The sequence below is a fragment of the Jiulongibacter sp. NS-SX5 genome (assembly GCF_052828545.1).
In genome coordinates this window covers 955779-976413 of sequence record NZ_CM128248.1, presented here as the reverse complement: position 1 = coordinate 976413, position 20635 = coordinate 955779, and the positions used below count along the sequence as shown (strand labels likewise).

At 38.7% G+C, this 20635-nt stretch carries 23 protein-coding genes and 1 tRNA gene; 7 read left to right on the top strand and 17 right to left on the bottom strand.

Translation table 11 applies throughout. The annotated features are described in order from the left end of the window. The first annotated feature begins 113 nt into the window (after window positions 1–113). Window positions 114–1001 carry a helix-turn-helix domain-containing protein gene (locus ACUXV0_RS04395; RefSeq protein WP_446191852.1) on the top strand — a complete coding sequence of 296 codons (888 nt, stop codon included), beginning with the start codon at window positions 114–116 and terminating at the stop codon, window positions 999–1001. A gap of 3 nt (window positions 1002–1004) precedes the next feature. Further along, entirely contained in the window at window positions 1005–1895 is an 891-nt protein-coding gene (locus tag ACUXV0_RS04390; RefSeq protein ID WP_446191851.1) for an alpha/beta hydrolase fold domain-containing protein, read from the top strand. A 20-nt stretch (window positions 1896–1915) separates the two neighbouring features. On the opposite strand, the gene ACUXV0_RS04385 is transcribed toward ACUXV0_RS04390, so the two are convergent. From ACUXV0_RS04385 to ACUXV0_RS04350, 8 genes are all read right to left on the bottom strand, one after another. Further along, window positions 1916–4123, bottom strand: coding sequence for a DUF5916 domain-containing protein (locus ACUXV0_RS04385; RefSeq protein WP_446191850.1), 2208 nt, complete (start codon window positions 4121–4123; stop codon window positions 1916–1918). 99 nt (window positions 4124–4222) lie between these two features. After that, a complete protein-coding gene (locus ACUXV0_RS04380; RefSeq protein ID WP_446191849.1) occupies window positions 4223–4639 on the bottom strand; it encodes a putative quinol monooxygenase in 417 nt (138 codons plus the stop codon). Between the two features lie 15 nt (window positions 4640–4654). Then, window positions 4655–5221, bottom strand: coding sequence for a sugar O-acetyltransferase (locus ACUXV0_RS04375; RefSeq protein WP_446191848.1), 567 nt, complete (start codon window positions 5219–5221; stop codon window positions 4655–4657). 30 nt (window positions 5222–5251) lie between these two features. Further along, window positions 5252–6238, bottom strand: a complete 987-nt coding sequence (locus ACUXV0_RS04370; protein ID WP_446191847.1) for an alpha/beta hydrolase fold domain-containing protein — start codon at window positions 6236–6238, stop codon at window positions 5252–5254. Between the two features lie 31 nt (window positions 6239–6269). After that, window positions 6270–6626 carry a cyclophilin-like fold protein gene (locus ACUXV0_RS04365; protein ID WP_446191846.1) on the bottom strand — a complete coding sequence of 119 codons (357 nt, stop codon included), beginning with the start codon at window positions 6624–6626 and terminating at the stop codon, window positions 6270–6272. 136 nt (window positions 6627–6762) lie between these two features. Then, window positions 6763–6918, bottom strand: coding sequence for a hypothetical protein (locus tag ACUXV0_RS04360; protein WP_446191845.1), 156 nt, complete (start codon window positions 6916–6918; stop codon window positions 6763–6765). A 359-nt stretch (window positions 6919–7277) separates the two neighbouring features. Then, window positions 7278–8249, bottom strand: coding sequence for an alpha/beta hydrolase (locus tag ACUXV0_RS04355; protein WP_446191844.1), 972 nt, complete (start codon window positions 8247–8249; stop codon window positions 7278–7280). Window positions 8250–8377: 128 nt separating this feature from the next. Next, window positions 8378–9151, bottom strand: coding sequence for a hypothetical protein (locus ACUXV0_RS04350; protein WP_446191843.1), 774 nt, complete (start codon window positions 9149–9151; stop codon window positions 8378–8380). A 358-nt stretch (window positions 9152–9509) separates the two neighbouring features. Here ACUXV0_RS04350 and ACUXV0_RS04345 point away from each other — a divergent pair, with 358 nt between their 5' ends. Beyond that, complete coding sequence (locus tag ACUXV0_RS04345; RefSeq protein ID WP_446191842.1) at window positions 9510–10187, top strand: helix-turn-helix domain-containing protein; 678 nt, start codon at window positions 9510–9512, stop codon at window positions 10185–10187. 37 nt (window positions 10188–10224) lie between these two features. Here ACUXV0_RS04345 and ACUXV0_RS04340 read toward each other — a convergent pair whose 3' ends face one another. Further along, complete coding sequence (locus ACUXV0_RS04340; RefSeq protein ID WP_446191841.1) at window positions 10225–11268, bottom strand: NAD(P)-dependent alcohol dehydrogenase; 1044 nt, start codon at window positions 11266–11268, stop codon at window positions 10225–10227. A gap of 274 nt (window positions 11269–11542) precedes the next feature. Here ACUXV0_RS04340 and ACUXV0_RS04335 point away from each other — a divergent pair, with 274 nt between their 5' ends. After that, complete coding sequence (locus ACUXV0_RS04335) at window positions 11543–12274, top strand: helix-turn-helix domain-containing protein (RefSeq protein WP_446191840.1); 732 nt, start codon at window positions 11543–11545, stop codon at window positions 12272–12274. On the opposite strand, the gene ACUXV0_RS04330 is transcribed toward ACUXV0_RS04335, so the two are convergent. Both ACUXV0_RS04330 and ACUXV0_RS04325 read right to left on the bottom strand, forming a co-directional pair. Continuing rightward, the gene (locus tag ACUXV0_RS04330; protein ID WP_446191839.1) at window positions 12271–12864 is read right to left on the bottom strand and encodes a flavodoxin; all 594 of its coding nucleotides are present in this window, start codon (window positions 12862–12864) and stop codon (window positions 12271–12273) included. The genes ACUXV0_RS04335 and ACUXV0_RS04330 overlap by 4 nt on opposite strands. A gap of 17 nt (window positions 12865–12881) precedes the next feature. Continuing rightward, window positions 12882–14102: a multidrug effflux MFS transporter gene (locus tag ACUXV0_RS04325; protein WP_446191838.1), complete on the bottom strand. Its 1221-nt coding sequence runs from the start codon at window positions 14100–14102 to the stop codon at window positions 12882–12884. A 94-nt stretch (window positions 14103–14196) separates the two neighbouring features. Between ACUXV0_RS04325 and ACUXV0_RS04320 the strand changes: the two genes are divergently transcribed. Beyond that, window positions 14197–14655 (top strand): antitoxin Xre/MbcA/ParS toxin-binding domain-containing protein, encoded by a 459-nt coding sequence (locus tag ACUXV0_RS04320; protein ID WP_446191837.1) that lies wholly within the window; start codon window positions 14197–14199, stop codon window positions 14653–14655. Then, entirely contained in the window at window positions 14652–15074 is a 423-nt protein-coding gene (locus tag ACUXV0_RS04315) for an RES family NAD+ phosphorylase (protein ID WP_446191836.1), read from the top strand. The genes ACUXV0_RS04320 and ACUXV0_RS04315 overlap by 4 nt, the downstream gene beginning before the upstream one ends. A 6-nt stretch (window positions 15075–15080) precedes the next feature. On the opposite strand, the gene ACUXV0_RS04310 is transcribed toward ACUXV0_RS04315, so the two are convergent. From ACUXV0_RS04310 to ACUXV0_RS04285, 6 genes are all read right to left on the bottom strand, one after another. Next, window positions 15081–15860 (bottom strand): aldo/keto reductase, encoded by a 780-nt coding sequence (locus tag ACUXV0_RS04310; RefSeq protein WP_446191835.1) that lies wholly within the window; start codon window positions 15858–15860, stop codon window positions 15081–15083. A gap of 8 nt (window positions 15861–15868) precedes the next feature. Continuing rightward, complete coding sequence (locus tag ACUXV0_RS04305; RefSeq protein WP_446191834.1) at window positions 15869–16066, bottom strand: hypothetical protein; 198 nt, start codon at window positions 16064–16066, stop codon at window positions 15869–15871. An 8-nt stretch (window positions 16067–16074) separates the two neighbouring features. Continuing rightward, window positions 16075–17172: an aldo/keto reductase gene (locus ACUXV0_RS04300; protein WP_446191833.1), complete on the bottom strand. Its 1098-nt coding sequence runs from the start codon at window positions 17170–17172 to the stop codon at window positions 16075–16077. A gap of 96 nt (window positions 17173–17268) precedes the next feature. Beyond that, window positions 17269–18159, bottom strand: a complete 891-nt coding sequence (locus ACUXV0_RS04295; protein ID WP_446191832.1) for a helix-turn-helix domain-containing protein — start codon at window positions 18157–18159, stop codon at window positions 17269–17271. A gap of 4 nt (window positions 18160–18163) precedes the next feature. Beyond that, window positions 18164–18874, bottom strand: coding sequence for a hypothetical protein (locus ACUXV0_RS04290; RefSeq protein WP_446191831.1), 711 nt, complete (start codon window positions 18872–18874; stop codon window positions 18164–18166). A 143-nt stretch (window positions 18875–19017) separates the two neighbouring features. Further along, window positions 19018–20202 carry a mechanosensitive ion channel gene (locus ACUXV0_RS04285; RefSeq protein ID WP_446191830.1) on the bottom strand — a complete coding sequence of 395 codons (1185 nt, stop codon included), beginning with the start codon at window positions 20200–20202 and terminating at the stop codon, window positions 19018–19020. Between the two features lie 342 nt (window positions 20203–20544). Between ACUXV0_RS04285 and ACUXV0_RS04280 the strand changes: the two genes are divergently transcribed. After that, window positions 20545–20618, top strand: a tRNA-Ile gene (locus ACUXV0_RS04280). Window positions 20619–20635 lie beyond the last annotated feature (17 nt).

Below are 20635 nucleotides of genomic sequence, written 5' to 3'. Positions count from 1 at the left end.
AACTACTTGATTATATACCTTATACAATTCACGGATTGTTATACCAAATTCACAGATAAACACTTATTATTCGGTCAATAAGTTAACTTTGACATAGTAAAAAGTACAATTCAATGCTCATCTACGATTCAGTAAAAAAGTATGCTGCATACTATAATAATAAGAGTCAGCATCCGCTGATTCAGGTCATGGATATGGGTTTATCTGAACCAAAACCCCGTTCAAAATTCAGGCTGGACTTTTATGCCATTTTTATCAAAAACACCGAATGCGGTTCACATAGATATGGCAATAAATACTACGATTATGAAGATGGCACCATGCTTTTTTTGGGCCCGGGCCAGGTGATTCAGAATGAACCTGAGGGCGAAATGTATCAGCCATTTGGGAAGGCGATTGTATTTCACCCAGATCTTTTGCACAAAACTACTTTAGGAAAGCAGATTGATCAATTTCATTTCTTCAGCTATCATGTTCATGAGGCTCTGCATTTGTCAGATAAAGAACGAAGTATGATAGAATTGTGCTTTGAAAACATTAAAACTGAAATTGACCAGAATATTGATAAACACAGCAAGCAGCTAATAGTGACTAACCTTGAGCTGATGCTCAAATACTGTAGTCGGTTTTACGATAGGCAATTTATCACCCGTGAAGATGCCAATGAAGGCATTATGGTAAACTTTGAGGACATTTTACAGAGCTATTTAAAAAGCGAAAAACTACAAACTGGAGGAATCCCAACACTGACCTATTTCGCAGATAAACTTAACTTGTCTACCAACTATTTCGGTGATTTAGTGAAGAAAGAAACCGGAACCACAGCCTTGGAATACATTCACCTAAAGCTAATGGATTTGGCCAAAGGCAAGCTTATGGATTCCACGCTTTCAGTGAGTGAAGTTTCGTATCAACTGGGCTTCAAATATCCACAGCATTTCACCCGACTGTTTAAGCAGAAAGTGGGCATGAGCCCGCTGGATTACAGAAACCTAAATTAATCGATGAAAAAATACCTTGTACTATCACTCTTTATGCTCCTATCTGTCTCTGCATTTGCTCAGGAAACCAATCGCGTGTTTCATCTATACCCGGAGGGTACACGACTAATCGGGAATGTGAGTTATGCTGATGACACACTCACGAAACATAAACTGGATATCTATTTGCCAAAAGGCACCAGAGATAAAATCCCTTTTGTGATTTTTATTCACGGCGGCGGCTGGCTGGTGAATGATAAATATGCAGATATGAGTTATATGGGTAATACGCTCTCAAAAATCATTAATGAAGGCTATGGTGTGGCTTCTATTGATTACAGATGGGCATCTCAGGCTGCTTTTCCGGCACTTATACAGGACTGTAACCAAGCTCTTTCTTTTTTGGTAGATCATGCAGATGAATACTTTATAGATTCTGATCAATTAGCTTTAATGGGTTTCTCTGCTGGCGGTCATTTAGCAAGTCTTCAAGGTTTGAGTAATAATAATAGTATCGACTCCTTTTTCTATGATGGCAAAAGCCGATCCTTTCATATAAAAGGCGTTTTAGATTATTACGGCCCGGCAGATTTAGCTGCTATGCCAAATGCAGAGGATCCTAAGGCTCCTGAGGCAATTTTACTAGGTGATACACCCATCAACAGACCAGATCTGGCAGAAATAGCGAGCCCGGTAACCTATGTTGATGCCAACGATCCGCCATTTTTAATCTTCCACGGTGAGTTTGATGAATCTGTGCCAAACAGACAGTCGAAACTCCTAAGTAGCTGGCTTACGGTAAAAGGTATAGAAAACACACTTACAGTGGTACCTGATGCCCCACATTACGGCAAAATGTTTGACACAGAAGAATACAGCGAAATGGTCATCAAATTTCTAAACGAAATTTTCTAAAACGTTTTTCAAAGGTTTGCTTACAGATTCAACCAATAGGTAAACTTCAGATTTATAGACCTGTAAGTGGGCTCCCATAGATTAGTGGTGTAATTATCGTTATACACTAAGAAAAGGTCCGATAAGGGAGCAAAACGCCATTGTAGTCTCGACTGCACACCTAGGTTTTTACGTTGGTTACTGTATTGTACCAAGGTAGACCAGAAAACAGATTTGGTAAATGTGATGTCAAACTTGGGGCTTACAAGCCAAATATCTGCCGTGGCATGTGGTTTTGGCAACGAAATATGGTTGTAATCTACCAAAAGACTTATCAATGTTTTTGGCATAAAACGTACAGTTGCAGTTCCGCCTGCAGAGTATTGCTTGCCATTGAAAAACTGTCCGATAGTAGATGTTCCTTCAAAAGTCACCATACCCGAGTTATTGGTGGCGTATGTCGTGATCAATGAAGTAAATCTGTAATCTTTCTCTCCCGGAAGAGGCTCACCTCCTGACCTCGTCGGGTCAAAAGACCTTTGTAAAAAGATGTATTGCTTATTTAGGGTAAAGCCCAATGTAGATTGGTTTCTAAACTCAATATTATGGGAAAGTCTTACGAACTGGTCGGTTCGTTTGTAATTTAGTACAGGACTGAAATACAGTACATTAACTATTCTCGATGTTTGCTTGTTTATGGCACCTTTGGTGTTATAAAAGGTTCTAGCTATGCCATTTCCCGACTTCAATAAGCCTCTTCGAGGAATAAACCCGAGGTCAGATTTGAAATCCTGATCAATATAAACCCAGTCGTGAATGATGGTCCAAAAACGGTTATTGAAAGTAATGGTAGCTTGGGCTGAGGCATTGCCTTTTGTGTCATCTGGCTGAAAAGACTTATGATAATAGAATTTGCCCGTCCACTTACTATCGGCAGATGCCAGATTATAATCTATACCAGCTACCCGATTATATCGATTATTAGGGTCTACAAAATCATAATTGCCGACGGTCTGTCTATTGACTACAAAAGCTCCGATATTCGATCTGGCAAAGACCTTTCTTTGCACCGCAATCATAGAGTTATTGTTTGAAGGAACACCGTTTTCTCGGTCCTCGGCGGTTTGAATGCTTAAAACACCAAGTCGCCAATTTTGATTGACTTTGCCGCTGAGGCGAACCCCACCCAGAATGCGGTTTTCAATATTATTTCCTGCAGAATCTCTTACGATCCCAATTCTTCTGGAGAAAAAAGGTCTGGCTTCGTTAAAGCTGTTGCCGAAATTGGCAAAGAGGTCATTGTTGTCAATAAAGAACTGTCTTTTCTCAGGGAAATTGACTTCAAAACGAGTGAGATTGGTGACCACATTATCTACCTCCACATTTGAGAAGTCTGGATTGACCGTAATATCCAGATTCATTCCATTGCCTATAGCAATTTTGGCATCACCACCTACAGTAACCTTATTATTGGGCTGTCCGGTATTATAGTCCTTTGAAGCAATAGCGTTTATATAAGGAATAAGATAGACAGGAGCCTTGCTTTGGCCCAGAGGTTTCTCAAAAGTCATTTCACCTAAGAAGGCCAGGTTTACAAGCATTTGCTGCTGCGGCACACGAGACCATGCACTCTGCTCATTGGTTTGTAAATCCCATCTGTACGACTGGAAACGCCAGGTTTTGCTGCCTTCCGGGAATTTTAAAGAGCTAAACGGTATGGCTATTTCAAGAATGTAATAATTGTCATAAATTTTACCTTCTGATTGCCATTTAATGTCCCAGGTAGTATTAAAGCCGTCTCTGGCAGAGCCACCTCCAGAAATGAGTGTTTCTCGCTGCACGCCCATAGGGTTAGCACTAAACATAAAGGCATTGGTCGCATCATTAAAAGTATCAAAGATCAGAGAGACGTTATCATTTGTAGTACCCGAAAAATCGCGTCGAAGTGAATTGACGATGAAATCCCCTTCTGCACTTTCTGCCTTAATTCCAACATATAGAACCTCATCTGACTGAAGCATTCTCACTTCTGTCTTATTCTTAGCTTTTACGGAGTCAACAGGGAAAAACTGCCAAAAATCTGTTGCGATATCTGCACTCTGCCATATGGGCTCGTCTAAAGATGCATCCAAGGTTATTGATTCATTACCTATGTATTTTACAAAAATCGAAGGTGTTTCATCTTGGGCAAAACTTGAAAACGCATTCAGTAAGAATGCAGAAAGAAAAATGCAGTTTAGGTATTTCACAAAGAAACTTTCAATAGGTTATTTGCTGCAAAATTCTTTAAAGTGCCGTTATCCTAAATAATATAAATCAAACAGAAAGTTTAAAATTTCAAACCAAGCTTAGTTTAGCTTTTTGAAAATGGAAGACATACCAGATGGATCTATGGCTGTCATATCTATTAACTTTAAATCTTTGACCATTTCTGCTGTAGAGGTTTTATAAAGCAAAAAATGCGGAGTTTTCAGATGAGACTTATAGGCTGCCTGATCTGCATAAATCTCAATAATTCTGACTTTATTTTTATCATCCTTTATGGTCATAGGAAATATAGAAATTACCCCCGATTCAACTTCCACAGAGGCCGCTGCTTCTATCTGTAGAATAGAAATATACTCATCTATGTACTCCGGGTAAATCTCCAGCTCTGCTATTCTCACCAGTAACTCATCTGTATTTACGGATGAAGCATCATTTTTTTCTCTTTGACAACCAACCAGCGTATGACAAAAGAGAATAACGGATACAAAATATTTCATAGGTCCAGGCATAGATTAATCCTCACTAATATTCTTTATAAACTTTGCAGGTACACCGCCTACAATAACGTTGTCAGGTACATCCTTGTTAACCACGGCTCCTGCGGCTATAATTGAGTTTTCTCCTACCGTTACACCAGGGAGAATAATGGCTCCGGCACCTATCCACACGTTCTGCTTAATATGAACGGCCGCCAGATCTAAACTTTTTCTTTGCTGTGGGTCTACAGGATGGTTTTCTGTTATCAGGCTTACTTTAGGGCCTATCTGCACATTATCTTCAATAGTGATGCCTCCCAGGTCTAAAAATGTACAGTCGTGGTTAATGAAGACATTTTTACCAAGCTTTATGTGAATGCCAAAATTGGTGTGAAAAGGAGGGAAGATCAGCGTGCTTAAGTCTATCTGATTTCCAATTATATCACTTAACCTTTCTCTGAATTCATCTGTGTTAGTGGAGGAATTAAGCCCGGGATTCAGGCTTTGTGTTCTGGTAACTATCTGCCAGGCTTCATCCATAGCCTCTTCATCAGGCTTGATGATTCCTCCGGCTAAAAGTTTTTCAAAAATGCTCTTGCTCATCTCTTAGTGAATCAAACGACGTCAAAAAAATTAGTGTTTCAAATGCTCTCTCAGGTAGCTTTCTACCATGTCAAATACTTCTTTTGACCAGAATTCTCCGCTGCCGTGGTCAGCTTCTTTGAGTTTATAAAAGGTATACTGGTAACCTTCACTTTTAAGTTTATCGGCAAGAAGTACACTCTGGTGAAAAGGCACCAATCTGTCTTTAGAGCCATGAAAAATGAGGGTAGGTGCAGCCTTCTTTTCTTTTGAGATATAGTTAATGGGATTGGTTTTAGAAGCCAAATCCATATTTTCATGTACATTTTTTCCGCCTATCAGCATCCCTTCCGGTGTACTTTTTCCTATATGATCCATGATAGACGGCTCATAATTCATCTGAGAAATATCTGTAGGGCCATAGAAGTCTACTACCGCATTAACCTCCGAACTAAACTCAGGATACGTTTCAGAATCCAGCTCATTGATTCCCTGCGTAAGATTAACCATAAGGGCTGTATGACCTCCTGATGAGTCTCCCCAGATAAAAATATTCTTGTCGTCAATACCGAATTCTGCTGCATTTTTACGTATGAATTTTATGGCAGTTTTAGCATCTAATAACTGGGCAGGAAAAGCAGAAACTGTAGAAGGCCTATACTCTACCACTGCTATCACAAACCCTCTTTTTGCAAAATCTGCGAGCTGAGGAAGGTTTCTGTAAACATCTTGTTTAAACCAGGCAGAGCCTTGTACATAAACTATGCACGGTAAACTTTTACCTAAATTACCTGGAGTCAAAATCTGAAGATGAAGATCACCAGAATCATGTTGCGTATACACCACATCATGTTTGTAGGAAACTGTTATTTCATCCTTTGAAGGAGATAACTCTATCATTTCTGAGTGTGAAGCCTTTGACTCGGGGAAGTCTTCAAAACTTTGATTAAGAGGTGTAATAATATTTTTATTTTGAGCTGATAGCGAAACCATAAAAGCCAGGATGGAGATCACCGTTAGTAGTAGTTTTTTTGCCATTTTATTTATTCAAATTTTGTTAATAACAGATTTATTTTAACTCAAAATTTACCGAAACGTTGCCCGAACCGACCACCAAAGCCAAGCCTTCCGGATTTTCAATCTGCCCTATTTTTGTATATCGGAACGAAGTTTTGAACGACTTATAAAACAAAACCAATGTGTCGTCTTGCCAAAGTAAAATGTCTCCTGCTTTTATGGTGCCCATGTTTTCGGTATTCGTTGGTAAAGATTTAGGGAGTCGAGCATATTTTTCGTTGCCATTCAGTTCAATCATATTCAGTTTAATTGGCAGTTGGCTTTTCAAAGCTGCGGTAGTCTTATTATTCAATAGGCTTGCGTAAAAGACCGATGAACCGATATCGATTTTCAATTTTGTGTTTTGCATAGTCGGCCCATTTAAACTTAAAAAAGAAAGAAAAATGCTAAAACAAAGGGTGATAAAACTATTCATGATAATTCTTTATTGGCTTAAGCGGCCACGCCATCTTAGTTGATTTTTATTACTTTTCCTAAATGAGAATCTAACTTTCAAGCATTCTCTCTAATATCGCTACAGTTCTTCCAGTATCTACTCTGATTTGCTGAGCAAAAGCAGGTTTTTGATTTGGGGCATTTTTTGCACCGTTTTCTACTGATTGTGATTTACAGGCATCGGAAAGACACAGTCCTTTTATCATTAATGAAATGGTTGGCATTTTTGACTTAATCTTTATTTGTAAGCCCCTTAATATTCAGAATATTTAAGGTCATATTGTATTTGTATTTATCCTTTTAATTTTCTTCAAACCGATCGAATCGCTTATTATTCAATAACCTGATTGCCAAAATTGCTGCACACAAAACCACCTCGAAACTCACCAGATAGACCGATTGAACTCTCCCATTGAGCTTACCACAAAACCTTATGCATGATTTGAAATGCAAAGGGACTACCATATACGCTACAAATACTCCCAAAATTATTGGGAGTATTGTTACTACAATTGAGCTATTGGAGCTGGTAATATTTGTACTTTCTTTCTTCAAATCAACTTACTTATTTAAGATTTGATTTAAAAAAAATATCAATCTTCTCAAACGGTATTTTGTCTAGCTGATCATAAAGGTCTGTATGTACCGCATTTGGTATAATCATTAGTTCTTTTGGCTCAGCAGCAGACTTATAGATATCTTCGCTAAAATATTTAGAGTGAGCATTTTCTCCGGCTATTAAGAGCATTGGTCTTGGTGAAATTTCTGTCAGATAAGAGAGAATAGGCATATTCATCAAAGACAGGGAAGATGTGGCAGCCCATGAAGCATTTGAATTAATAGAACGCGGGTGAAAACCACGAGCCGTTTTATAATAATTCTGATATTGAGCCACAAATGGAGGCTCATTTCCTGTCAAAGTTTCTGGCAAATTGCGGGAATTGTCATAAAATGGACTTCCATTTTCGGCGTCTATCCAACGCTGTTGCCCCATCTGCTCTAATATGGCCGCTTTTTGCTCGCTTGTAACAGCATCAAAATAACCCTTGCTGGCTACTCTGGTCATATCGTACATGCTGGTTGTAACCACCGCCTTTACTCGCTTATCTACCGCTGTAGCATTTAGTGCAAAACCTCCAAAGCCGCAGATGCCTATAATGCCTATTTTTTCTCTGTCCACATTTTTCTGTAATCCAAGGAAATCCACTGCAGCACTGAAGTCTTCTGTATTAATATCAGATGATGCGATATTTCTAGGCTCACCACTACTTTCTCCAGTATAAGAAGGGTCAAAAGCAATTGCTACATAGCCGTTTTGAGCCATTTGATTAGCGTATAGTCCTGAAGATTGCTCTTTTACTGCACCAAATGGACCGCTTATGGCAAGTGCGGGCAACTTTTTATTTTCACTATCATTCGGCATATACAAATCGCCACTGATGGTTATACCGTATCGGTTTTTAAAACTTACTTTTTGTCTGCTTACCTTGTCACTAAGTAGAAAAGTGTACTGTTCCGCTGGTTCTGGTTGTGTCATATTATTTGTTTTTAAAGTGTTTGTATTTTGTCCTGATGAAGTAATTGTACATAAAAGAAGAACGGCGAGTAGCCCTGAAAAGAAAAAGTCTTTCTCCATGATTATTAATATTGATTTGTTATTCATTTTTAGCTTTTTGTAATTTTTCTACTAAAACTGTAATTCAAAGTCACATTCCACATAAAATCCTTATTTCCAGGCACATTTGATTTAAAAGTCTGGTTAATTGTTGCCTGTAATGAAAGCGGAGATTTTGCATGTGTAAGCACACCTGTCGCTGTTAAATAATCACCTCTAAAGCCATCTGTATTTAGGAAATAGACAGAAGGATAAAGATGAAATGCCATTTGTTTGTATAGTCTGATATTCGATATGGAGGTATTGAGAAACAAGACATCCGTCTTTTTTGGCCCATTTTCCTGAAGACCGTGCCCTTGTAAATACATAGCTCCTATACCAAATGTCTTATTGATCTGATAATTAGGTACAGCTTCCCAAGCAAGGAAACGAAGCATTTCTGTTCCTTTGACCTCCTGACCATTATCTAGAAAATTTTTATGTACCAATGTAAAAGCAGGATGTGCCCCTACTCTAAAACTGAATTTCTTATTTTCGATAATCCGATACCTCAGCCAAAACAGCATCCCACCTTTGCTGGCATCAGGCACCAGACGAATGTCCGGCTCAAAACTGAGTTTGTTTTTTCTGAAGGCGAAATTCATGATGGCCGCCGGGCTGTTCAGTGAAAAGGTAGGGATGATAGAAAAACCATTATTGGTTACACCTATGGTGCCATTGAAGGTAGAAATCGACTTCGTGGAGTCAGGATTTTGAGCTAGCAGGCTCACAGTCAAAAACTGAAATAGAAGGGCAAAAGCCCAAAAATTTAAATTGTTTTTCAAAGGTTAAGTATTTGATAGTTTAAGCATTGCAAAACTATTCAGCATATAGCCATTTAGACTTATACATTTTACTCAATTACTTACCAATTTCTACGATTCTTAACTGCCCGGGCTTGTTATTCAGTACATTTGGTAAAGTTTACATCTAGTTATGATCATTTTTGATTCGATAAGAAAATACTGCGAAACCTTTAAAAATAAATGTGAACATCCTTTGATTCAGGTTGTAGATTTAAATAAATCTGAACCGATAGCTCGATCTAAATTTCGACTAGATTTTTACGGTATATTTTTAAAAGAAACCCTGTGCGGTGATCTACGATATGGGAATCAATATTACGACTATGCCGAAGGTACAATGATTTTTATAGGACCCGGACAGGTAATCACCAATGAACCAGAGGGGGAACTGCACCAGCCATACGGTAAAGCCATAGTCTTTCACCCAGACTTACTGCATAAAACTTCATTGGCAAGTCAGATGGTGAACTACAATTTCTTCTCCTATCAATCTAACGAAGCCCTTCACTTATCTGATCGTGAAAGAGGTATGGTAGAAGCATGCTTTGAAAATGTTAAAGTTGAAATAATTCAAAACATTGATAAACATAGCAAGCAGTTGATCTTAGCAAATATAGAACTCTTGCTAAAGTACTGTACACGCTTTTATGAAAGGCAGTTTATCACTAGAGAACACGTCAATGATGGATTACTCTTAAATTTTGAGAATCATCTAAAAGTGTATTTCGGTAGTGATCAGTTAAAGAATTATGGTATTCCGTCGGTAGTCTATTTCGCCGAAAAACTTAATTTGTCGCCTAACTACTTTGGTGATCTGGTTAAGAAAGAGACGGGTAAGTCACCTTTGGAATTTATTCATTTAAAACTGATGGAAATGGCTAAAATTAAAGTAATGGATACCTCAAAATCCATAAGTGATATTTCCTTTGAATTAGGGTTTAAGTACCCACAGCATTTCACCAGATTTTTTAAACAGCATACCGGCCAAAGTCCAAAAGAATATAGGACTGTATGAAGCAAAGCGGGCCTAAACTCGCTTTTGGATTGAATTTTTAGTTTAAAGTCTTCATATCTACAACAAAACGGTATTTGATATCGCCTATTTCAAGTCGTTCAAAAGCTTCATTGATATAATCCACCGGTATTAGTTCAATATCGGCTGTAATCTTGTGTTCTGCACAAAAGTCAAGAACCTCCTGAGTTTCTGCAATACCACCAATATTTGAGCCTGAAAGACTTTTACGACCATGTACCACATTGAAAGCTCCGATTTCCAGAGGTTCCGCCGGAAGACCAACTAAGACGAGCGATCCGTCCACCTTTAAAATGTTGACGTATGAGTTTAAATCATGTTTGGCAGAAACTGTATCCAGAATCATATCTAATTTGGCAGATGCACGCATTTGGGCCTTGTCTGTTGATAAGACTACATAATGAGCTCCCAACTTCTTTGCGTCTTTTGCTTTACTTTCAGAGGTCGTAAAAACCGTCACTTCGGCTCCCATTGCATTCGCAATTTTTATTGCCATATGGCCTAAACCACCTAGACCCACTATTCCCACTTTTTTACCAGGCCCTATATTCCAATGTTTTAGAGGGGAATAAACGGTTATACCAGCACATAATATCGGAGCGGCAGAGGATAATGGAAGCGTATCAGGTACTTTTACAACGTAGTTTTCATCTACCACAATGGCTTTAGTGAAGCCTCCATAGGTGATTCCTCCATATTTTCGATCTTCTGAATTAAAAACTACCGTCATACCCTCATCACAGAATTGTTCATTGCCTTCATGACAGTGATCACAATTTCTGCAACTGTCGACAATACAGCCAACGCCTACCGTATCTCCAACCTTGAATTTCGTTACAGCGGAACCCGTTTCCGTAACCTTTCCTACAATTTCATGTCCAGGAACTACGGGATAATTGGTGCCACCCCAATCATTCTTTACAGCATGTAAATCTGAATGGCAAATGCCACAATACGCAATTTCTATCTGTACATCCAAACTCGAAAGTTCTCTCCGGGTAATAGTCATTTCAGCCATGTATTCATTAGCCGACACAGTTCCGTAAGCCTTAGTATTTTTCATAATATCTTAGTTTTAATTGATGAAAGCCTATTGAAAAGAATGAGGCTTGTTTTCAATACAAACTTAGGTATGTCTGTTTATCAAAAATTAACCATTTTACGGGAATACCTACCAATTTCACGGATAGGTCAAAAATCTAGCTTCAAACGGTCTGAAAACGCCAATGTCGTAAAATGACGTATCAATGACTGTAGCCTGACGTATGAAATTCTTTGAGTATTTTTGATTTCATTTTTTTTAGCTGTTAGGATTGCAGCGAATTTTGAAACCAGTCATGAAACAGCCGGAACTCGGAAACAAAATCTCGGAATTAAGACAATCAAAAGGGCTCACTCAAACCGAATTGGCCGAAAGCTGCAATTTAAGTCTTAGGACTATCCAGCGAATAGAAGCTGCTGAGGTTACCCCAAGAGCCTATACGATAAAGCAAATTTTTGAGGCATTGGGTCACGATCGTGTTTTTGAAAAGCCATTTTCACAAACTGAAAATCCGGCTAAGCAAGTAAACTGGTTCTCTGATAAACGTTCGTCAATTTTAAACACTGAGAAAATGAGAATCATTGTCGCCATGTCTATTTTATTCGGAGCCATAGGGCTAACCTTTTTAGGAATTTCAGATTATTTAAAAACTAAAAATTACCAGAAAAACGAAACAGGCCTGGAAGACCTGAATTTTGATTTTATCTCAAGATTTAATGCTGGAGATATTGAAGAAATAGGGGAGGTGTATTTAAGCACGGCTACCTTGAGGCCAGTAAACCAGGCTACTGTAATAGGTAGAGAAGACATCATAAAGTATTATCAAGACGTGTATGATTCTGGTTTTAGGTTAGTTTCTGATAAAATTGAGTTTATGGAAATTTCAGACTCAGTAGCTATAGAAAGTGGGAGTTGGGTCGGGTATAATGGTCAAAACTTTGAAGGATCATACATGGCCCACTGGAAGAAAGTCAATGGGCAATGGTACATAGAAAATTACATCACCAATTACAGCGAAGAATATTAAAAGCCAAGCTTATCTAGCCATTTGACCAGTTCTTTTTCTACTTCTCGAAGTTTTTGACCTTGCATTACGAAGAGAACACCATCCCTCTCAATTCCACCTTTTACAGAAAAGGGTTCCTCCATTTTACAGGAACTACAGCCATTTTTTAGCGTTTCAATTGAATTACCTAAGCCATAACCTGCATTGGTATTGAAAGGTATGACCCTTTTTTTACTCAAATCATAATCATGGATAAACGATTTGAAAGGCGGAGGTAACTGCATTCCCCAAGTAGGAAAACCAATGAACATAGTCGTGTATTCATCAATGTTGGAAATACTATTGGCCAATGGCGGAAGAAAGCCCGAAGCGTTTTCATCTGCTACCTGAGCCACAATAGTCTGATATTCATCCGGATAAGGATCTTTAAGTTTCAGAGCCATAATTTCACCACCCACCTTGCTATGTATCGTCTGAGCGAGGGCTTCTGTATTTCCTGTTCGAGAAAGATAAATAGTCAGGATTTTTTCGTCACTGTTATCATGTGAAGTCTGTGCACGGCATTGACTTAGACAGAGTATTGACAAAAGGAAAAGCGATAAGTATTTCATTTTTATAATTCTTTTGACTATAGAAGCTTGGCCTCATTTTTTTTGATAATCGTTCGTCCAATGACAAATATGACGAAACCAGCCAAGGCAAACACAGCGATTATAGTAGTCATTGGTAGATCAGTGCCATCTGCAAAAACACCGACCAGAGCTGAAGATAAAGCACCAAATCCCATTTGTAAAGCACCCATCAAAGCGGAAGCACTACCCGCTTCTTTTGAAAATGGCACCAATGACAAAGCAGAAGAATTTGGAAAACTAAATCCCTGACAGCTAAAGAATAGAAAAAGCAATGTCACAATTGAAAAGAGACTATGTATCTCCAATATACTCATAAAACACATGATAGCTCCAAAACTCACCTGAAGTGGAATAGCTACTTTTATAATCTGCTCTGAGTTAAACTTTCTCAAGGCTAAATTATTTAACTGGCTACTAAGTATAAGGCCACCCGCTAAAAACCCAAATAACCAACCATACTGCTTTTCGTTAAGGCCGTGAATCTCCATGAAAATAAGGGGAGACCCCGAAACATAGGCATAAACGCCTGCTGCTACGAGCGATCCTGCAAAGGCATAGGTAAAAAACTGGATATTGGTAAAAATACCCCAGAAGGTCTTGGTGATGTGTTTTGGTCTTAACGATATCTCAGGATCTGCTCCTTTACTTTCACCTAAGATGAAATAGACAGCTAAAAATAAGCTTATTCCCAGACCAGCTTGTAAGAAGAATACCGAATGCCAGTCAAGATGAGTAATCATATAACTACCTACCGTAGGAGCTATAATAGGTGAAACGCCTAATATCAGAATTAGCATGGAGAAAATCTTGGCACTTTCATGCAAAGGAAATAAATCCCTTACAATAGCCCTGGGAGCCACCATTCCCACGCAGCCACCAACAGCCTGAACGAAACGAAGACCAATAAGTATCTCAATGGATGGTGCAAAGGCACAGCCCAGTGAGGCTAACAAATAAATGACTAAGCCTATCAACAAAGGACCTTTTCTGCCAAAACGGTCTAGTAATGGACCATAAAGCATTTGACCCACAGAGATGCCAATAAAAAAGCTTGATAGGGAATAGGAAACCACATCAATGGTTACATCAAAATCAGCGGCAATCTTTGGAAAGCCGGCTAAATAAGTATCAATTGAAAAAGGTCCGATGGCCGACAGTACGCCTAGTATTAAGATTAATACGGAGCGGTTAACTTGAGGAGTAAGAACTTTAGTCACTTAAATTTTAGATAAAGATGAAGTATTTTTGATATGACAAAATGTAAATAATATGTTCATTTTGTCGTATATTTGAATGGCAAACAGAATACTCATGAAGAATTTAGTAGAAGAACCAGCCTTGGCATATAATTACGGGTCTCCTTTTAAAGCCTTGCTTTTAAACTCATATCCTGAGGGTAAAAGTGATGAATTATTTATGGAGTACAGTAGAAACGGCATACAAAAGTCTAGCATTAAGATATTGGCTGAGTACATGGGTTTAAATCAGGAAACTATGAGTACCTTTCTACATAGTAGTTTCAGAAATATCCAGCGTAAAAGTGATGATGAGCTTCTGGATAAATCGAAATCAGAACGCCTTTTAGAGCTTACGGCCTTTGCAAAAAAAGCTGTAGAAGTACTTGGCTCTTCAGAAGCTTTGGCCATTTGGTTGCAAAGCTCTCTGCCAGCACTTTCTTTTAAAAAGCCTGTAGAGTACTTAGATACGAGTTTTGGTTTAAACATACTTTATGATATTCTCGGAAGGATAGAACACGGTATTCACGCATGATAGTTTATCGTATTTGTCAAAAAGCCTATGCCAATGACCTGAGCGGGAGAGGAGCCTTTCTTCACGGTGGCAGATGGAATTCAAAGGGTAAATACATGCTATATGCGGCTAGCACTCGCTCATTGGCATTGCTTGAGTTACTTGTTCATTTGCCCATAGAATTAGTCCGAATGAATGAATACCATGTTTTGAGTATCGAACTGCCCAGCTTAAAAGAGAATCAAATTTTGGCACTAAGTGATAAAAACAAACTTAATGGTGATCAATTTCTGGCAGAAAATAACCTGCTGTACAGAAGAGTGCAAAGTGTGATATTCCAAGAAGAGCAAAACATCATTATTAATCCTTTACACCCTCTAGCGGATAAGCTCAAAATCATCGATAATCAACAACTTGACATTGACTCACGATTTTCATAGAATTCTTTACAGACCAGTGGCTTTTTCAGCAGCTTCAGGATAACGCTCTCCCATTATTTTCACAGACTCTGATGCTGCTGTCAGCTCTTCCAATTCCTTGTGAGAAAAACTGATTTTGGCAGCCCCAAGATTCTCTAATAATCGATGCTCTTTGGTAGTTCCAGGAATAGGGACGTACATTTCGTTTCTAGCTAGTACCCAGGCTAAGGCTATTTGTGCTTTGGTAGCACTTTTCTGAGTAGCAAAGTTCTCAAGTATCTCCAATAAGGCTTTGTTAGCTTTTCTGGCTTCTTCAGTAAACCTAGGGGTAACACCTCTGATATCACATGCCTCAAACTTTTTATTTTCATCAATAGCCCCAGTTAAAAAGCCTTTCCCAAGCGGGCTATATGGAACCAGGCCTATACCAAGCTCTTGAATAGTAGGCAAAATCTCATTCTCGTGTCTTCTGAACCATAACGAGTACTCACTTTGAAGGACAGAAACTGGCTGAACTTCATGAGCCTTTCTGATTGTATTGGCTCCAGCTTCAGATAGACCAAAGTATTTTACCTTACCTTCAGCTATCAAATCTTTAACAGTACCGGCTACCTCTTCTATCGGTACATTTGGATCTACTCTGTGCTGATAAAACAAATCAATGACTTCTACCTTTAGCCTCTTCAGAGACTCCTCAGCCACCTTTCTAATCTGCTCAGGTCTGCTATTTACCCCCAGCATTTTTCCATCCACGATATTGAAGCCAAATTTAGTGGCTATGATAACCTCGTCTTTGAAGGGCTGCAAGGCTTCACCTACCAGCTCTTCATTATTATATGGCCCATATACTTCAGCGTATCAAAGAGTGTTACACCACTTTCTACGGCTTTATGTATGAGTTTGATACTGTTTTCTTTTGGAGGAAAAGGTGCATAACCGAAGGTCATACCCATGCATCCTAAGCCTATTTCAGCTACTTCTAGCCCCTGAGACCCTAGTTTTCTTTTTTTCATCTTCCTGTTTATTTATTGGTTAAAGCAGATTCTGGTTCACGTACACCTACCAGTTTTATTTTCTCTAATTCAGTTCTGAATTCTTTAAGCTCAACCACTGTAAAATTGACATCAATGGCACCCATATTTTCTTCTACGTGCTGAAGTTTCGTGGTGCCCGGAATAGGGACAATGTATGGTCTCTGAGCCAGCAACCAAGCGAGAGAAAACTGTGCAGGAGTTATTCCCTTTCGAAGTCCCCAGTCTCTTGCAAGATCTAGTAATGCCATATTATTGGCAATGGCCTCCGGAGTGTAATAGGATACACTTGCAAATCTTGAATCATCTGAGAATCGGGAGTATTCATTGAATTTATCCGCCAAAAAACCTCTGGTTACTGGTCCCCAAGGAACAAAACCTATTCCTAGTTCACCGCAGGTGTCAATTACCTGATTCTCATGAACTCTTTCGATTAAAGAATATTCGCTCTGTACCGCGGTTACTTTTTGCACAGCATGAGCTTTTTTTATTGTTTCTGGAGAAGTTTCGGAAATACCGAAATAGCGAACTTTTCCTTCTTTAATAAGATCGGAAACCGCACCAGCCGACTCTTCGATGGGTACCTCAGGGTCTACTCTGTGAAGGTAAAGTAAATCTATATAATCAGTTTTTAATCTACGTAGCATACCTTCGGCCGCTTTTTTCAAATGCTCCGGCCTTCCATTTCTACCCGTTGGTCTGTTGCCATCAAACTGAAAGCCAAATTTTGAGGCTATGATCACCTGCTTTCTGATGTCTTTCAGTGCATTTCCAACTACTTCTTCATTGGTAAATGGACCGTAATATTCTGCTGTATCAAAGAAAGTTACCCCTCTATCAAATGCACCTTTAACTACAGCCTCCATTGCCTTATGATTTCTGGGAGGATTGTAATGTCCACTTGTCATACTCATGCATCCCAGACCAATAGCAGAAACTTCTAACTCACCGATCATTCTTTTGCCAGATGATGGTTTGGTCGTTGGGATAGAAGCTTTTGTACTTAGTGTACTTAAACTTAAACCAGCTAATGTAGCGGTAGAGATAAAATCTCTCCTCTTAAAGGACTTCTTTTTGTTATCATTCATGGTAAATGGTGATTTACATTGATAATTTGATTAGGACAAAGTTATGTGAGAAAGCAGAGCTGAGTTATACAGAATTCAAATCAAAACTTTCGAAAATCAAACAGTTCTAAACTTCGATGGAGTGGTGGCTGCATGTTTTTTGAAAAAGTAATTAAAATGCGTTACCTCACCGAATCCCAGAGCGTAGGCTATTTCAGAAATATTCCATTTACTCTGTTTTAACATAATTTTTGATTCCTGAAGGATACGCTCTGCAATAGCCTGAGAAGTGGTTTTACCACATACTTCTTTTACTGCTCTATTTAGGTGATTTACATGAACATTCAACTGTTCAGAAAAATCTGAGGGCGTTCTCAGATTTATATTGGTATGGTTCTCGTCAATCGGGAATTGTCTTTCCAGGAGTTCAAGAAAAAGCCAGTGAATACGTTGAGACGCATTGATCGGAAGGTCTTCGATACGCGTAGATGGCCGAGTTTTCATGGCAAAATGAATAAGCTCATATATGAAATTTCGTATCACATCGTACTTGTGAATATAATCAGATTGAAGTTCCTGATCTATCTTTTCAAAAACTGCTGATAATTGTTCGAAATCTTCATTCGAGAGTTCATAAACATGACTGCCGTTAGGCTGAAAAACCTCGTATTGTGTGAGGTTTCCGAACTGATTGAAAAAACGGGCATTGAAAACCACGTAAAAACCCGACACTTCTGATGAAATGTGCTCCCATTTATATGGAATAAATGGATTTGAAAACACAAGTGCTTGTTTATCAAATTGAAAAACCTGATCAGCGTAATGTATTCTACTACCACCTTTACAAAGAGTCACTTTAAAAAAATCTCTTCTTCTGTAGGGGACAGGTTTACCTTCTGGGTGTGGCAATCTGAAAATATTGACATGCCCGATATCCTTGCTTAGGCTTTCAGGAATCCAATCAAACTTTCGTTTATAAAATTCTTCTAAAGACTCTGCTGATGACATAAGCTTAAAGTTTAACGTTCAGTCCAACACTCCACACAAAATCATCACCAGGAATGGTAGATTTAAGTTTATAGGTAAGGACATTAGAAATATACAATGGAAAGTCTTTGATGTTTATTGTTGTGGTTTCATTCACGTATACACCATTGGCATCGTCTAGATTCAGTCTGAAAAACTGGGGGAAAAAGTTCAAATAGATGGACTTGGTTAGATTTACATCAGTTATCCTAGGCTGGAGAGATATGAAATTACTTTGGCGAGTACCATAGTCATTTAAACCTCTGGCATGTAGATAGTGAATGGCCACACCAAACTTATCTGTGAACTGATAACCAGGGGAGACTTCTGCAGCACCATAATTTGTAGAAACCGTTCTGGTAGTCTCAATACCATTTAATACTACATTTTGCTCTGCAAATACATAAGAAGGGTGTAGTCCAGTTCTGAACGAAAACTTCTCTTTCTTAAGTCGGTATCTCAGCCAAAAGATATAAGACCATGGTTTACCATTTAGGCCCCATCTAAATTCAGGCTCAAAACTAAAATTCTTTTTACCAATATTGGCATTTACGATCACGGCCGGCTTTCCTAATGAAAAATTAGGGAATAGGCTTACTCCATTATTGGTTAATTGGACGTTTGCGGAGGCAGACATTTTTTCTTGTCCAAAACAGAGTACTGGAAGCAATAGAATCGTAACGAATAATTTCTTCATAAGGGGTTTTATGATTTCAGAACAAAAGTAGGCCCATAACCTCAAGGGATTATTAATGATTTCAAATGAAAACTTATAAAAATCAAACATAACAAAAAAGCCACTTCGGCTGAAGTGGCTTTGATTGAGGAGTATTACTCTTCTTATTTTTTGAAACGCTGAAAGAATTCTTTCACTTGTTCACCGGCAGCCTCACGTCCACCAAGACCAAACATCAAGGCAAACGCTACAGCTATAGCACCAAGTGTAAGACCAAATGCAAGTTCTACTATTTCGTTAGCAATGCCCATTTGGCGAAGAGCAATAGCTATAAACAAGGCCAGAATGACGTATTTGGCAATATTTGCGACCAGCGAGTTGTCATCAGACTTGCTCATAAACTTGTAGGCGGTATTCGCTAAGAAGTTACCCAATAATAGAATTACAAGGCCGAACAGAATTTTAGAAGCCAGGCTTAATACTTCATTTAGAATATTGGTTAAGGCGGTAAATTCCAGTTCACCTACTGCTGTGGTAGCCCCAACCAATAAAATCATAAAAGTGGCCACACTTCCGATTACTGAGCTTAGTTTTCTTTCCCCAACAATTGAGTTTAAATTGTATTTAGCGGCATAGTCATTGATTCCAATATTCTCCAAAATACCCATAAGCAGCTGCACTACATATTTGCCTACAATGTAGAATACTGCCATAATGATAACTGCAAGAATGATTTTAGGGATAGCACGCATCAAATCAGTAAACATTGCCTTTGCAGGTTCAGTAATAACATCCATGTTCAGATAGTCAAGGGCAATCATCAGGATCGGCACAAAAACGAAAATGAAAACTACCTTTTTAAGAATATTGACAAGGTCAATATTGCCTAAGTTGAGTTTAATGCTCCACCTTTCTATAAACTCACCGCCCATGCCAATTAGCTCTGCAACAAACTGTGCCAGGTAATAGCCAATTACGCCAATCACGCCTGCACCAATAATATTAGGCACGGAAGACATAAATTTGGAAAGCATGTCTTTCAACGGGTCAAGTACATTACTTACACCTAAAATTTCTAGGGCTATTAATGATCCCATCACTAATAAGAGATAGTGGACAAGCTTGCCTACCATTTTGGAAGGTTTAGCCTTCCCTCTCTCAGACATTCTTTTATCAATGCTGGTACGTTTTACGAGTTTAGCCACCAAGCCTGAGATAAATTTGGCCACTACCCACGTAATAAAGAAGATTAGTACGGCGGATAAAGCTCGAAATAGCCCTGGGCCAATCATATTTGAAAGCTGTGAGCCGAAATTGGAGTTCATAAACTCCTGAAGTTGATTTTCCATGAGATTTAGGTTAATTGAGTAAGTAATATTTTTAAGGAGTTGATTATCAACTCTTAGCTTTTAGAAGACTGAGCATAAGAATGGTCACAATATTTTTGAGAAAATAAGTCGAAGAATGGCATTCAAATATTTTGAATAGCGAAGTGAAACAAACCTATGTTATAAACTTGCGGAGAACGAGATTCCAATTATCTTTGCAGCCTCAAAGGCACAGTAGTGCAATTGAATCGGGACTTTTGCTCACAACGCATTTGCCGGTTGCTGATAGCAGCTGACTCTTATCGCAAGAGTGAAGAAGAACGGTTCATAAAGGCTAGACAAGCCTTAAAACAGTCAAAGATTGGGCCTATAGCTCAGTTGGTTAGAGCACCTGACTCATAATCAGGTGGTCCCTGGTTCGAGCCCAGGTGGGCCCACTGAAAATCAAGGAGTT

Excerpts from the sequence above, each read along its gene's own strand:
- ACUXV0_RS04395 (WP_446191852.1), top strand. The coding sequence starts at position 114 with ATGCTCATCTACGATTCAGTAAAAAAGTATGCTGCATACTATAATAAT.
- ACUXV0_RS04390 (WP_446191851.1), top strand. The coding sequence starts at position 1,005 with ATGAAAAAATACCTTGTACTATCACTCTTTATGCTCCTATCTGTCTCT.
- ACUXV0_RS04380 (WP_446191849.1), bottom strand. The coding sequence starts at position 4,639 with ATGAAATATTTTGTATCCGTTATTCTCTTTTGTCATACGCTGGTTGGT.
- ACUXV0_RS04375 (WP_446191848.1), bottom strand. The coding sequence starts at position 5,221 with ATGAGCAAGAGCATTTTTGAAAAACTTTTAGCCGGAGGAATCATCAAG.
- ACUXV0_RS04370 (WP_446191847.1), bottom strand. The coding sequence starts at position 6,238 with ATGGCAAAAAAACTACTACTAACGGTGATCTCCATCCTGGCTTTTATG.
- ACUXV0_RS04365 (WP_446191846.1), bottom strand. The coding sequence starts at position 6,626 with ATGCAAAACACAAAATTGAAAATCGATATCGGTTCATCGGTCTTTTAC.
- ACUXV0_RS04360 (WP_446191845.1), bottom strand. The coding sequence starts at position 6,918 with ATGATAAAAGGACTGTGTCTTTCCGATGCCTGTAAATCACAATCAGTA.
- ACUXV0_RS04355 (WP_446191844.1), bottom strand. The coding sequence starts at position 8,249 with ATGACACAACCAGAACCAGCGGAACAGTACACTTTTCTACTTAGTGAC.
- ACUXV0_RS04345 (WP_446191842.1), top strand. The coding sequence starts at position 9,510 with ATGATTTTTATAGGACCCGGACAGGTAATCACCAATGAACCAGAGGGG.
- ACUXV0_RS04340 (WP_446191841.1), bottom strand. The coding sequence starts at position 11,268 with ATGAAAAATACTAAGGCTTACGGAACTGTGTCGGCTAATGAATACATG.
- ACUXV0_RS04335 (WP_446191840.1), top strand. The coding sequence starts at position 11,543 with ATGAAACAGCCGGAACTCGGAAACAAAATCTCGGAATTAAGACAATCA.
- ACUXV0_RS04330 (WP_446191839.1), bottom strand. The coding sequence starts at position 12,864 with ATGAAATACTTATCGCTTTTCCTTTTGTCAATACTCTGTCTAAGTCAA.
- ACUXV0_RS04320 (WP_446191837.1), top strand. The coding sequence starts at position 14,197 with ATGAAGAATTTAGTAGAAGAACCAGCCTTGGCATATAATTACGGGTCT.
- ACUXV0_RS04315 (WP_446191836.1), top strand. The coding sequence starts at position 14,652 with ATGATAGTTTATCGTATTTGTCAAAAAGCCTATGCCAATGACCTGAGC.
- ACUXV0_RS04305 (WP_446191834.1), bottom strand. The coding sequence starts at position 16,066 with ATGAAAAAAAGAAAACTAGGGTCTCAGGGGCTAGAAGTAGCTGAAATA.
- ACUXV0_RS04300 (WP_446191833.1), bottom strand. The coding sequence starts at position 17,172 with ATGAATGATAACAAAAAGAAGTCCTTTAAGAGGAGAGATTTTATCTCT.
- ACUXV0_RS04295 (WP_446191832.1), bottom strand. The coding sequence starts at position 18,159 with ATGTCATCAGCAGAGTCTTTAGAAGAATTTTATAAACGAAAGTTTGAT.
- ACUXV0_RS04290 (WP_446191831.1), bottom strand. The coding sequence starts at position 18,874 with ATGAAGAAATTATTCGTTACGATTCTATTGCTTCCAGTACTCTGTTTT.
- ACUXV0_RS04285 (WP_446191830.1), bottom strand. The coding sequence starts at position 20,202 with ATGGAAAATCAACTTCAGGAGTTTATGAACTCCAATTTCGGCTCACAG.